Origin of the sequence: Paenibacillus intestini, assembly GCF_030803945.1 — a bacterium.
Taxonomy (GTDB): Bacteria; Bacillota; Bacilli; order Paenibacillales; family Paenibacillaceae; genus Paenibacillus; species Paenibacillus polysaccharolyticus.
In genome coordinates this window covers 37458-51734 of the sequence record NZ_JAURUN010000017.1, presented here as the reverse complement: position 1 = coordinate 51734, position 14277 = coordinate 37458, and the positions used below count along the sequence as shown (strand labels likewise).

The 14277-nt window shown below is 48.0% G+C and carries 11 protein-coding genes; all 11 read right to left on the bottom strand.

Annotated elements, in window-relative coordinates; all coding sequences use genetic code 11:
• Positions 1-24: 24 nt before the first annotated feature.
• Positions 25-795, bottom strand: a complete 771-nt coding sequence (locus J2T16_RS27090) for a type III pantothenate kinase (RefSeq protein ID WP_090924631.1) — start codon at positions 793-795, stop codon at positions 25-27.
• A gap of 6 nt (positions 796-801) precedes the next feature.
• Positions 802-1668: a carboxylating nicotinate-nucleotide diphosphorylase gene (nadC, locus tag J2T16_RS27085; RefSeq protein WP_221788857.1), complete on the bottom strand. Its 867-nt coding sequence runs from the start codon at positions 1666-1668 to the stop codon at positions 802-804.
• The gene (gene nadB / locus J2T16_RS27080) at positions 1665-3302 is read right to left on the bottom strand and encodes an L-aspartate oxidase (protein WP_221788869.1); all 1638 of its coding nucleotides are present in this window, start codon (positions 3300-3302) and stop codon (positions 1665-1667) included. Before nadB ends, nadC begins: the two co-directional genes overlap by 4 nt.
• Positions 3303-3337: 35 nt before the next feature.
• The gene (nadA, locus tag J2T16_RS27075; protein WP_090924628.1) at positions 3338-4276 is read right to left on the bottom strand and encodes a quinolinate synthase NadA; all 939 of its coding nucleotides are present in this window, start codon (positions 4274-4276) and stop codon (positions 3338-3340) included.
• A gap of 297 nt (positions 4277-4573) precedes the next feature.
• Complete coding sequence (gene ftsH, locus J2T16_RS27070; protein ID WP_221788856.1) at positions 4574-6616, bottom strand: ATP-dependent zinc metalloprotease FtsH; 2043 nt, start codon at positions 6614-6616, stop codon at positions 4574-4576.
• Between the two features lie 100 nt (positions 6617-6716).
• Positions 6717-7256, bottom strand: a complete 540-nt coding sequence (gene hpt / locus J2T16_RS27065; RefSeq protein ID WP_090924626.1) for a hypoxanthine phosphoribosyltransferase — start codon at positions 7254-7256, stop codon at positions 6717-6719.
• Between the two features lie 52 nt (positions 7257-7308).
• Positions 7309-8748, bottom strand: a complete 1440-nt coding sequence (gene tilS / locus J2T16_RS27060; protein ID WP_090924625.1) for a tRNA lysidine(34) synthetase TilS — start codon at positions 8746-8748, stop codon at positions 7309-7311.
• A gap of 43 nt (positions 8749-8791) precedes the next feature.
• Positions 8792-9739 (bottom strand): protein kinase domain-containing protein, encoded by a 948-nt coding sequence (locus J2T16_RS27055; RefSeq protein WP_221788855.1) that lies wholly within the window; start codon positions 9737-9739, stop codon positions 8792-8794.
• Complete coding sequence (locus tag J2T16_RS27050) at positions 9723-10475, bottom strand: VWA domain-containing protein (RefSeq protein WP_154960444.1); 753 nt, start codon at positions 10473-10475, stop codon at positions 9723-9725. The genes J2T16_RS27055 and J2T16_RS27050 overlap by 17 nt, the downstream gene beginning before the upstream one ends.
• An 84-nt stretch (positions 10476-10559) precedes the next feature.
• Entirely contained in the window at positions 10560-13067 is a 2508-nt protein-coding gene (gene spoIIE, locus J2T16_RS27045) for a stage II sporulation protein E (RefSeq protein WP_221788853.1), read from the bottom strand.
• A 498-nt stretch (positions 13068-13565) separates the two neighbouring features.
• Positions 13566-14093, bottom strand: coding sequence for a S1 domain-containing RNA-binding protein (locus J2T16_RS27040; protein WP_090924622.1), 528 nt, complete (start codon positions 14091-14093; stop codon positions 13566-13568).
• Positions 14094-14277: the final 184 nt, after the last annotated feature.

The following is a 14277-nucleotide window of genomic DNA, read 5'->3' as shown; positions in this document are numbered from 1 at the left end:
TGCTGTATGCCGCCCTTTGTATGTCTACCTTTCCCGGTTCCGCTCGTAGATGACACGTAGCCCCTCAAGCGTAAGCAGTGGATCAACTTTCTCAATGCTACGGGTTTCTTCTGCAATCAGAGTAGCAAGACCTCCTGTGGCAATAACCATAGGTTCAGCCTTCATCTCTTCGCGAATTCGTTCTACGATGCCGTCCACTTGGCCAGCATAACCATAGATGATGCCGGACTGCATGGCATGCACGGTATTGCGCCCAATCACCTTCTTCGGCTTCTCCAGCTCAATTCGCGGTAGCTTCGCTGCTCGCTCGTAAAGAGCTTCGGTAGCAATGTGAATACCGGGTACAATCGCACCGCCAAGGTAATGGCCCTTCTCGTCAATGCAGTCGAACGTCGTGGCTGTACCAAAATCAACGACCACAAGCGGGCCGCCGTATTTTTCCACGGCCGCCACAGCATTCACGATCCGATCCGCCCCTACTTCACGCGGATTCTCATATCGTAGATTCAGGCCGGTCTTGATACCGGGCCCAACCAGCAATGGCTTTTTGCCCACATATTTCACACACATCGTTTCGATGACACTCACCAGTGGCGGAACCACTGATGAAATAATGACACCCTCAATGTCTCGGGCAGAAATACCGGACATATGAAATAAATTATAAATCAATACGCCGTATTCATCCACTGTGGACTGACGAGATGTGCTCAGACGAAAATGATGCAACAGTTCACGGCCCTGATATACCCCGAGCACGATGTTACTATTGCCCACGTCTACGACTAGAATCAAGGAGGTTCACCCCTCTTTCTTTTCGTTTAAATCCAGGCTGATATCCAGGCTCTCAAAAGAATAGGTTAACCTGCCAACCGAAATTACATCCACACCCGTTTCCGCTATTCCTCGAATCGTTTCAAGTGACACATTGCCGGATGCTTCTATCTTCACATGCGGAGCCTGTTCACGAATCAGAGCGACTGCTTCTCGCATCCGATCAGGCCGCATGTTATCCAGCATAATGATATCTGACCCAGCTTGCAAGGCTTCCTGTACTTGAGCAATGTTTTCCGTTTCAACTTCAATCGTCATCGTATGCGGAATAACTGCCCGTGCTCGCTGCACAGCTTCTGTAATGCTACCTGCACCTTTAATATGATTGTCTTTGATCATAACGGCATCATACAGTCCAAACCGGTGATTGGCTCCGCCCCCCACACGTACAGCATACTTTTCCAGCAAGCGATGGCCTGGTGTTGTTTTGCGCGTATCGACAAGTCTGGTCTTCAATCCATCAAGAGCATCTACGTAGGAACGTGTTCGGGTAGCAACACCGGACATACGCTGTAACAGATTAAGTGCGAGCCGTTCCCCAGTCAGGAGCGAATGTGTACTCCCTTCAACTTCAGCCAATATGGTGCCAGGAGTGACTGTATCACCGTCTTTTACCTTTGCCGTATAACGGAGCTCTGGATCTACGACTTGAAAAACAAGCTCAGCAATCGTCATGCCCACTATGACTCCATGATCTTTGGCATGAATCACAGCCTTGGATTCACTACCTGCTGGAATGGTCACATTCGTTGTGACATCCCCTGCACCTACATCCTCGCGCAGCCAGCCTTTGATCGTCTCAATTAGTTCCTCATTATATCCGTTCAGTATCATGACATCCATTCCTCCACAATCGCTTGTTCTCGCTGCTGCAGACTATGCTTCTGCCATATTATATCGTCTCGTGCAGGGAAGTCCTCACGGTAATGTGCTCCTCGGCTCTCCTCACGGTGCAGCGCTCCGCTGGTTACAAGCCACGCACAAGTCAGAAGGTTCGCATACTCCAGTTCTTCTCTTTGGGTAAGTCTTTGATCAAAAAAAGACAACTCCTGTTGCAATTTATCCATTGCCTGTTGCAAGTTCTTTCCGTTTCTTCGCAGTCCCACTTGACGAACCATCATCTTTTGCAGACGTAAACGTCTTTCCGATACCGGCTTGGAATGTTGCTGTTCTTTTGCACGGCTAATATTCTGATTCTCCATGCTCTGAGATTTCACATCTCTTCCAAGTGGTTCTTCGATGGCCGGCAACGCATGGATACGATCCACGATTCTGCGTCCAAATACAATCGCTTCAGATAAGGAATTGCTCGCTAGTCGATTAGCTCCGTGCACGCCGGTAGAGGATACCTCGCCACAGGCAAATAAACGGGGGATACTGCTCTCACCACTCAAGTCCGTCTTTACTCCGCCCATCATATAATGCGCGGCAGGTGCAACCGGAATCCAATCTGTAGTCATGTCGAGACCGTAACGCATACAAGTTTCATAAATGGTAGGAAAACGATGCTTCACCATCTCCGGCTGCTCATGGGTAATGTCGAGGTAAACAAAGGTACTATTCGTCAGTTCCATCTCGCTGACAATCGCTCTAGCTACAATATCACGGGGTGCCAGTTCAAGCTGGGCATGATATTTCTCCATGAATCGTTCACCCTTCACGTTGCGGAGGCAAGCACCTTCCCCGCGTACCGCTTCAGATACCAGGAAGCGGGGTGCTCCCGGGTAACATAAGGATGTCGGGTGAAACTGGATGAATTCCATATCACGAACTATAGCCCCCGCACGGTATGCCATAGCTACCCCATCAGCTGTAGCTACATCCGGATTCGTCGTATAACGATACAGCTGTCCCGCACCGCCTGAGCAGAGCACTGTTGCTTTTGCTTTGACAAACACCTTTGAGCCGTCTTCTTTCAGAATCAGAGCACCGATACATTCTCCTCGATCCGTAATCAAATCCACCACAAAGTGCTCATCCCAAACGTCAATGCCTGGATGCTCGTGAACCTCAACAGCGAGTGCCCTTACGATCTCATATCCAGTCGCATCCCCATTGGCATGTAAAATACGGCGGTGGCTGTGCGCACCTTCCTGCGTCAACGCCAACTCGCCGTTCTCCAGATCGAACAATGTTCCCAGACGGATCAGTTCTCTGACACCGTCCGGGCCCTCATTAACCAATACTTCAACTGCCTCGGATCGACACAAACCGGCTCCGGCAACAAGAGTATCTTGCAAGTGGTACGCAGGAGAATCATCTTCAGCAATAACAGCCGCAATCCCGCCCTGCGCATATCTGGTGTTACTCTCAAGTAAAGACTTCTTCGTAATCATCAGAACACGATGCTGTTCGCTAGCCTTAATTGCGGTAAACAAACCAGCAATGCCTGAACCGATCACCAGTACATCGGTCTCCACCATTGGCAGCGCAGAGAGGTCAAAATCATATATATATTGCGGTATCATCTTATTCACCTGTCTCGGAGCAAGAGTAACGCATGTTACTTCACCAGTAACATGCGCTCTAGTGATTCTCTGGCTTTATCAGCAACAGCCGGTGGGACATAGATCTGAGGCTTCATCGTCTCCAGGCATTTGACCAGCTTCTTCAGGTTGTTCACCTTCATGTTCGGACATACCAGGAACTTGGTCGCAAAATGGAACTGTTTATCCGGACTGTCGAGGCGAAGCTGATATCCTGTGCCATCCTCCGTGCCGACAATGAATTCCTTAGTGGAGGATTTCTTGCAATATTCCAAAATGGCTGTTGTGCTGCCTACAAAATCCCCCATTTCTACAACTTCAGGGCGACACTCGGGGTGCACCACAAACTCAGCATTCGGATATTTAGCCTTCATCTCAACAACATCTTTTACCGTGAGCATATCGTGTGTATTGCAGTAACCTTCCCAGATGATCATCTTCTTGTCTGTGTGCTGCTGTACATAATGCCCCAGGTTTTTGTCCGGTACCCAGATGATTTCTTCGGAATCCACAGACTGGATTACACGAACAGCGTTTGCTGATGTACAGCAAATATCTGTTTCTGCTTTGATCTCAGCCGAGGAATTAATGTAGGTGACTACCTTGGCGTTCGGGTGTTGTGCCTTCAGCTTACGTAATCCGTCCACGTTCACCATGTCTGCCATTGGGCACCCGGCACGTTCATCAGGGATCAAAACGGTTTTGCCCGGAGCCAGAATTTTAGCGCTTTCACCCATAAAATGAACACCACAGAATACAATAACATCCGCATCTGTTTGCGCTGCCTTCTGGGCCAGCAGGAAAGAGTCTCCGCGGAAATCTGCGACTTCCTGTACTTCATCACGTTGATAATAATGAGCAAGAATAATAGCATTACGTTCCTTCTTGAGTTCCATCAGCCGCTCACGCAGCTCACGATTCATCTCAGCCTTGCGCTCTAAAGCCAGAGCTTCCACCTGTGATCCTCTCCTTATCGGGACAGCGTCAAGCGCTGTTTCATGGACTAACCTATGTCGTTATGTTCGCTGGTGAAACGAATCACAAGCGGTTTAACAACTAATGTACACAACGTTCACGACTCTGTCAATAAATGAAAAAAGGCAGGATATACTGCCTTTTCCCCCTTATGCTATCCGGTTCGCCATATAGCTCTTGATTATCTGTTTCTTCTGATCTTGAATAAATCCTACAAAAAAAAGAGAGCCACAAGGGCTCTCTTTTCATTCCGGTCACATGACCAGACATGTTACATATTAAGATGTTGGCTTTGAGCCACCATCATTCGGATCATTGCTGCCCTTATCCAGGTCAGGAGCTTCGTTTGGAATATCTCCAGCTGGTGGCTCAGATGTTTCATCTTTGCCTTGAATGCGAACGCGAACATCACCGATGTTATCAATGATTGGCTCGCCGCCTTCATTTGGCGTACCTTCTCCTGAGTTATCGCCTTCTGCTTTTGGTGTCAAGGAACCTGTTTCAATCAATTGCTTGATCTGATCCATTTCCAGTGTCTCCACTTCAAGCAGTGTTTCAGCGATCAGATGCATCTCTCTTGTATGTTTGGTAAGGAGAGCTTTACACTTCTCATAACAGTCGTTAATAAAGCGTTGCATCTCTTGGTCGATCTCATATGCGATGGAATCCGAGTAATTCTGTTCATGACCGATATCCCGTCCAAGGAATACCTGTCCTTGTGAACTTCCGAATTGCATTGGACCCAGTTTCTCACTCATACCGTATTCCATAACCATGCTACGAACGATACCTGTCGCTTGTTGGAAGTCACTGTATGCACCGGTACCGATCTCACCGATAAACAATTCTTCCGCCACGCGACCTCCGAGAAGTCCGGTTACTTTATCCAGCAACTCCTGTTTGGTAACGAGCATACGGTCTTCTTTTGGCAACATGATTACATATCCACCCGCACGTCCGCGCGGAATGATGGTCACTTTATGTACCATATCAGCATGTTCCAGGAAGTATCCTACAATGGTATGGCCTGCTTCGTGATAAGCAACAATGCGTTTCTCCCGATCACTGATGACACGGCTTTTCTTCTCCGTACCAACGATGACTCGGTCAATCGCCTCATCCACTTCACGCATGGAAATATCTTTTCTGTTACGGCGTGCTGCGAGCAATGCCGCTTCATTCAGCAAGTTCTCCAGGTCTGCACCCGAGAAACCTGTTGTACGCTTCGCGATGATGTCCAATTTCACATCTTTCGTGAGCGGTTTATTACGGGAGTGTACTTTCAGTACAGCTTCACGGCCCTTGACGTCTGGACGATCCACTGTAATTTGACGGTCAAAACGGCCTGGGCGCAACAACGCAGGGTCCAGAATGTCTGCACGGTTCGTTGCGGCAACGATGATAATACCTTCGTTTGCACCGAATCCGTCCATTTCAACGAGCAATTGGTTAAGGGTCTGTTCACGCTCGTCGTGACCTCCGCCCAGACCAGCACCACGCTGACGTCCTACTGCATCGATCTCGTCAATAAAGATGATACAAGGCGCATTTTTCTTTGCATTTTCGAACAAGTCACGTACACGTGATGCACCGACACCGACAAACATTTCAACGAAATCGGAACCGGAAATGCTGAAGAATGGTACACCTGCTTCACCGGCTACAGCACGAGCAAGCAATGTCTTACCTGTACCTGGAGGACCTACGAGCAATACGCCCTTCGGAATACGTGCCCCAACGGCTGCGAACTTCCGAGGGTCCTTGAGGAAGTCTACGACTTCAACAAGCTCTTGTTTCTCCTCGTCTGCACCCGCCACATCTTCAAATGTAACGCGCTTCTTCTCTTCATTGTAGAGGCGAGCACGGCTTTTACCAAAGTTCATTACTTTACCGCCGCCGCCTTGAGCCTGATTAAACAGGAAGAAGAACAGCAGGAACATAATGATCAAAGGAATAAAGGAAGTCAGCAACGTCAACCAGATGCTGTCACCTTTCATTGGTTCCTGATGATATTCAAATTTGTTAGCTTCACTTGCAGCTACAAGTTCGGTAATTGCCTCATCCGTAGGAGGAATATACGTTGAGAAATTTTCTGATTTGGCCCCATCAGGTGCTTGTTTGTATCGGCCGGTCACGAGATATGTCTGACCATTGAATTGAACAGTCACTTCGGCGATATTGTTGGCTTTAACCTCAGCACGAAACTGATCATATCTAGGGTTTTCTATAACATCGTTTCCATCTGTGATAAATCTAACTAAACCCACCACAACTAAAAAAAGAATCAAATAAAAACCAGAATTCCGGATGAACCGATTCATCCCCTACCTCCTCTCGAGACACTTTAATTATTTTAACATAGCCCGACATGGCTTCTCAATAGAAGCCAAGAACAGCTCAAGGCTTCGGCCTTACTAGATATCAGCTTGTGTAGATTTCTGGTTTCAGAATCCCGATATAAGGAAGATTCCGGTATTGCTCGGCATAATCCAGACCGTACCCCACGATGAACGCATCAGGGATATCAAAGCCCGTGTAGTGAGCTTCCAGTTCCACTTTACGGCCGGATGGTTTATCGAACAATGTCACCACACGTACGGTTTCAGCACCGCGGTTTTCCAACAATTCAATCAAATAGCTGAGGGTCAGTCCGCTGTCGATAATATCTTCGACAATCAGAACTTCACGTCCTTCAACGGATACATCGAGATCCTTGATGATTTTGACAACACCGGATGACTTGGTAGATGCACCATAACTGGATACGGCCATAAAATCCATCTCAACCGGTACCGTTATGTTCTTAACCAAATCAGCCATAAATATAAACGCACCTTTGAGCACGCAAATGACCAAAGGGTTCCGGTTAGCATAATCGGCACTAAGTGTTGCGCCTAATTCCTTAACCTTACTCTGAATTTCTTCTTCACTGATCAATACTTCTTGAATGTCGTTCTGCAACTGTGCGAACCTCCTAAGTTATACTATGAAAGCCTTACCTGAACCATAACCACTACCCCTGAATCGCTGAATCGCCTACAGTCATGTACAGGATTGCGGAAGTGCTCTCCCTGACAGGAGCCATATCGGACCGGCGAACACCCGGTAACCAGATGACATTGCCTGCTCCATCACAAACCACAGGAATGCGTGGTCTGACAGATGGGGGAATCTTCTCGTCGATGAAAATATTTTTCACCTTTTTGCTCCCGTTTAATCCCATTACCTTCATGGTATCTCCAGGTAACCGTGAACGTACAACCAGCGGCATCTGAAGCCCATTCGCATCAAATGCGGCCTGATCAGCCGATTCCGGTACATGATAGTTTTCGGGACTCATCGGCATCAACCGGATATATCGGTTAATCTCGGTGAGTGAAAGCTCATAAGTTCCGCTCCATTGTGCAAGACGATACTCGTAAGATTGACCCTGTGCACTTGCCCGTTCGCCAAAAGAAATCAGATCATACTCCCGGGCACATACGAGTGTCTGTCCTATATCCAGGCTCCAGGTCGTCACCTCGGTCTCCATGACCTTGCGCCGAATAGTTTCAATACGGGTAAAGTCGACAAAATCACTGTCCAAAGGCAGATAATTCAATATTAGTTTAATCAACCTTCGTTGTAAAGCGACATGTAACTTCAAGAAGGAAGGCACCTCAAAGGTCTGCCTTCCGCCGTTCACCTGCACTAGACACCTGTATGTGTCATGAGTACTCTGCTCCATGAAATCGTCTTCGTCACCCACAATTTCGGCAAGTCGATTCAGTGACGGCGTGAGTTGTCCATTATATTGCCCCAAAAATGGAAGCACATCCAGACGAATCGCATTACGCCGATATTTTCGTTGATCATTACTCTCATCATGAAAATAAGTAAAACCCTGTGTAATACAAGCTTCTACAAGGTCTGTCTTGTTTATACGAAGGCATGGACGGATAAGTTCCACATTTTTTTCACGACGTTTGAACTTCATACCTGCCAGCCCCGAAAGCCCGCTACCTCGGAGCAAATGAAGCATAACAGTCTCGGCCTGATCATCGGCATGATGTGCCAAGGCAATACTTGCTGCCCCATATTTGTCAGCCACTTCATGCAAAAAGGCGTAACGCCGGTTCCTCGCTGCCTCCTGTGGACCCTGACCTGTCTGTTTCATATAGGAAGGTATATCGGCTTTGACCCACTCAAATGCAAGGCCAAGCTGACGTGCCACATCCATCATCTGACGGGCCTCTTCATCCGACTCCGTCCGAAATCCATGATGTACATGGGCACAGATCAATTCAAGCGGCACATGTCGCTTGCTGATCTCATGCATGATATGCAAAAAAGCTACCGAATCCGGCCCGCCCGATACAGCGATGACAATCCGGTCTCCGGGAACCCATAACTGATGCTCTTCCGCTGCATCCAGTACGTTATCCACCAGTGTCTCCCAGCGTGAAGCTTCCATACCTGTTCCTCATTCCTTGCGTTATGTATATGCACGCCCAACATCAAAAACGTAGTGCATAGATAAGTACACCGATAAGTAGAATTACCGATAGAGCAAATGCATTTTTCAGCCATCGCGGTGTGCTGCTTCTGGAACGCCGGCGCATCTGTGTAGGACGTGCCATTAATTCCTTCCACGATTTTGCAGCATGGTCTGCATTCTGGAATTGTCCCCGTAGGGCCACTATAATCCATTCACGAAAAGGGGCCAGCCGTTCGCTTTTTTCCACCAACATCACAAGTTGACTCACATTCCGCAATTGTGGGAGGCCATCTGCAGCCAAAGACTTCAGCGCGTCCGCTTCCAAAATGTGAATCATCAAAAGCGCATAGGCAAACACATCATATGTAGCATCCGCAGTTCGGCTACCTGCATTCCAAAATCCCCGGTCATACCATTCCGTGAACTGTTTAACACTTCGTCCAATGGACGTTACCCCGCCATAATCAATCAGCTCGACATGACCGTAATCCGACACGAGTACATTTTGAGGTTTGAGATCGCCAAATACCCAGCCTGCCTGATGTAATTGAGCGAGTCTCTGCAACAATCGTAATCCAACCAGCAGTGTCCAGTCTGTTCCCTGACGCCGAATGAAATGATGGAGAGCCTCACCCCGAACGTAGCGCATCACATAAAAAGGAATATCCCGTCCACGAACGGCATAATCATCCACATCTTTAAGATAGGAAGGAATGCCGCTCTGCCGAAGGGCTTCATGATTACGCTGTAATTGAAATGATTTGAGTACATTGATCTCCGATTGCAAATCAACCGGGTCAAATCCCATTTTGAGCGCATAATGTCTGCCATTCTCTCCACGCTGGACGAGGAAAACAACCCCATTGGCGCCTCTGCCCAGCAACTTTCGAATCGTATACCGACTTCGGTTCCATTTCCCCGTAATGACGGTTCCTGGCGGGAAAGAGGCATCAGACAACGTTGTCACCGAGCATCCCTTCTCTTTCAATGCGATAGTTCCCTTCTATTTCCTGCTGTTCCTCCAGTGTACCATAACGGTAAAAATCAATCACCTTCTGAATTGCAGGGCCTGTCGGCGTTGCCCCCTTTGTCTGCAACCGTCCGAACAAAGAACGAACACGCCCGGGATCATCGGTCCAGTCGATATCCATTACTGCATCCTCTCCGCTGTGGCGGCCTGGGAAATGAAATACAGATAACCGACTTTTGCCTACTCGTGCCTGCAGGCTTAACATCAAATCCCGAATCCCTTCTTCTACTGCTGCCAGCTTCGGTTTCATACTAGCACTGACGTCAATCAGAAGTGTGACCTGCAGGGCGGCATTTTCCGTCAGATTGTCAATCACTTCCACAACCTGCGAGCGCTGGGATGGTTCCAGATCCGTTACTGTCTTGGTCCCCTTCTCTCCCAAAATTTGTGTTAACTCTCTATTAACCGCCTGTTGAATGGTCTGAACCACTGTTTTTCTTGTCATCATCTGCATCGTATGGGCAAGCTGTCTTGTGCCTACAGTCTGACTGATGCCTCCGCCAGCTCTCGCAATATCCTCAATCTCCCGACTACCCAGCTCGCCAATCGTGCCATAATCAATTACACCTACGACATTGACTGTAATCCCCTCTTCCCGTGCCTCAGCCGCTGCCAGTACCGGGCTTACCCCCACATTGGAACAACCGTCAGTGATCAATAAGATTTGTTTCATCCGATATCCCTCCGTTTTTCGTACTCTCCAACTCTATGACTAGCATTGCCAGATTGAAGAGAGTTCAAACGGATTCGCATAGGTTTAACTTACGGTGCGAGGACGCTCCATACGATTAATACCAGGCACACGTAAGGTGGCCCACTCCGGGCGATAATGTTCAACTTTGCCAACCACGACGGTCATGTCATCCAAAATCTCTTGCTGCTGATAGCGAATAACACTCTCAAGCAAGCAATCTGCGAGTTCCTGCGGATCATCCGTATGAATCTCCTGAATAAGTCGTTTCATCCATAGCTCTTTATTGACTGCATATCCTGGAGCATCATAGATGCCGTCCGTCATCATGATCAAGATATCACCCGGCTGTAACTGAAGGGTGACCAAATCGACCTCAATATCTTTAATGATCCCAATCGGTAGATTGCTCGCTGAAACTTGAATAACCTCCTGCCCACGTTTAATAAAGCTTGGGGTCGAACCGATTTTCATAAACGTTGTCTCTGCCGTATATTCATCGATCAATGCCATATCTACGGTGGCATACATCTCCTCTGGAGAACGCAGCATCAGCACAGAATTGACAGATTTGATTGCTAATTTCTCGTCCATGCCCGATTGAAGCAGTTGCTCCAAAATATTTAATGCAGCACTGCTCTCCATACGAGCCCGTTCCCCGTTGCCCATCCCGTCACTAAGTGCCACTGCAAACGTACCGTTGCCAAGTTCCACAGTGCTGAAGCTGTCTCCCGACATCACATCGCCTCCTTTAGCGGCGGCAGCTACACCTGTCGTGATCTCGAATGTCTTCGCTGAACCGAAGGTTACGGTTGCCAGTCCCTGACGGGGATCAGTCATGGTCTCATGCAACACAGCAATATGCTCGTCCAGCACGTTAGAGATCAGCGGAGCGATCATTTTACGGCATTCATCGAATCCTCTCGTATATGCATGTACAATCTCAATCTCCACATTGCCAGCTTCCAGATTAATAATTTCTATAGAATGAATAGATAGTCCCAATGACTCCAGTGCATCCCGAATTTGTTCTTCCTGCTGTACCATCTCCTCACTTTCGCGTTGAATTTCTTTGGCCAAGTCCTCCATCACCTGTGATACACCTGACAATTGCTCAGCAACCAGCTGACGGCTGTCCATAATCTGGCGTTTCCATTGCATATTATGCTGATGCAGGCCATATTGGGCACGCATCACTTCGAGTACCTCCTCCGGTTTGGCACACACCCGGTTCCATTCCACCGGAATTTGGTCACCTGACATCTCCGGGTTTGTCTCAATGGAACTCATCACATCGGTCATATAGCTATACGTTTGAATAAACTTCGCATCCCAGCATTGCGCACGCTTGAAGCACCCCGCACAAGTACCCTCAGCAACCGCGTTCATGAAGTGATCCATCCCGCCTTCTTTATGTACCGGCTCCCCCGTGCCGGACATCTGATCGAAGCTGCGTGACAACTGACGGAATACCTGTGAGAAGCGTGTTACTCGCTCCGCCGTAATATCCCGAATGCGTTTCGCATATTCATGCTGGGATTTGGTATGATCCTGTGTGCCTGGTACGTATTTGGAGATTGCTGTGAACATGCTTTTGGGTGTTAACATAAACAGGACGATAGCTGCACACGTCTCCCACAAGGAATTCATCACGTCACTTGGGCCGCCCAAGTAAATCGATAGAATAGATGAACCTAGCAACATTCCTAGGGCAACCCCCATACGTTTCCCCTCACGAAGCATACCTGCCAACATCCCGGCAAAAGCAAGCAGACTCATCTGATACACGGCAGACATATCGGCGAGACTCAGAATTAACCCCGTAATCACTCCAACCGATGCACCCAGGGGGGCTCCGCCCACCAGCGCAAAGACGAGAATGAGATAACGGGAAAGCATATGCTCCACCGAAAGAGACTGAATGGTCCACCCAACTGCCCCAGTCATCACGGAAGCCAGCAGGATGATCAGACACAAAATCTCCTCGTTCTTTAGGCTGAACTTTTTTTTGCGATACGTAAAAATGGGGATAGCCTGAATGAATACAAGGGTTAATACGAAACTTAGCACGGAATCCATGGTGAGCATCAACATCGCATACCAACTGAACGAAGGCCCAATCACAACGGCGAATAGCTTCACCATAAAAGTTGTCGTAAACACCATCACTGGTGCATAAGATAATTCAGCACGGTCGTAAGACTCGAGCCCTCGGAACAGCAGATAGAAGATGGCAATCTCAGAGGCTACAATTAGCGAAACCGGGAATGGTGCAAACAGACTCCCTGCGAGTAATGCCGCACCAACGGGTATCATATAATCCCTGCGCATAAAAGCAATCACGGCAAAGTATGCAATCGCAAAAGGAGTTAATTCATTGAGGATCATCGCCTTTCCCAATAAGAACCCCATAAAAGTAAGTAGCAACACCCACTTGCGAGATGCCACAGCCTGGACAGCCTTGCGGGAACCCAGCCACTGTTTCAGACGTACCGACAGCTCCTCCCGAGCTGCAGCACCCCCCTTGCCTGCTTTCATCCCCGGAAATTGAATGACATTCCACTTCTCCATCATGCTCAAGGCACCCCATTCGATTATTTGATTTCGTGTTTCACTCTCGATGGTTCTGATTATAGATAGAATAGAAGACATAGTTTGTCAGAATAGCTGGACGAGCTTCAAAAAGTTTACGACAAAAGAAACCGCTGCGGCGCGATGGTGTGAAACCCTCGGCCTTATTGTGCTTTCCAGCATTTTTGAGCAAACTGTTGAACGGTGGCATGTCTGATTTTGAACGAGAAGTTAGAGGGTGTCGTCATGATCTGAGCAGAATAACTGGAGAATGCCATGGAAACCTGTCGGTAAAAAATGGGAGACGACAAATGTTCTTATTCTCCCCTGCACAATGTAAATCATGAAGAAATCATGTCGCGTTTCACCTAAAAATAAACTCCTAGCCGATGTTTCATCGAAATATGAAATGGTCATCAGATTATATAAAATAAGCACAAAAAAACCGTTAGCCAGTAGGCTAACGGTTTTACTTATATATTCAAATCAGGTTGAAACAGATTACACACGCTTAGCGCCGCGGCCACCACGTTTGCCTTCTGTATTCTTCTTGAGCGAAGAGATCCGTTCCTCGCTATCTTTCAGGAAGCGTGACATTTTATCCTCAAATGAAGGTTTGCCTGCTGCGGGCTTGAAAGAACGGCCTCCGCGGTCACGGTTAAATCCACCGCCGCCACCACCACGACCTTGGCCACCACTTGGGCCTCCGCCGCTGAATCGTTCGCGATCTCCTCCACTGCGTTCCGGTCTAGGAGCTCTTGGGGGTCTGGATTGAGTTTGTTGCTCTACCGGTTTGTCAACAGCCTGTTTGATGGAAAGTCCGATCTTGCCGTCTTTGTCAACGTTGATAACCTTTACTGTGACTTGGTCATTCAGCTTCAGGTGGTCGTTGACATCTTTGACGTAATTGTCGGCGATTTCCGAGATGTGAACGAGACCCGTGACACCTCCTGACAGATCCACAAATGCTCCAAAATGCGTGATTCCTGTCACCTTGCCCTCTAACTTGGTGCCCACTTCAATTGCCATAGAATAAAATGATCCTCCCTTAAAAATATACAACCCGATTTTTTGAATGCCAAAATCATGCTGTGCTAAATGTAATTATACCTTATGCCATAAACCAAGGTCAACTGAGCACTACCCCATTGTAACGCCTATTTTTTCCGGTTTACGCGCATAAGACTCATGGAAAACAAACCTTGCTTAGCAA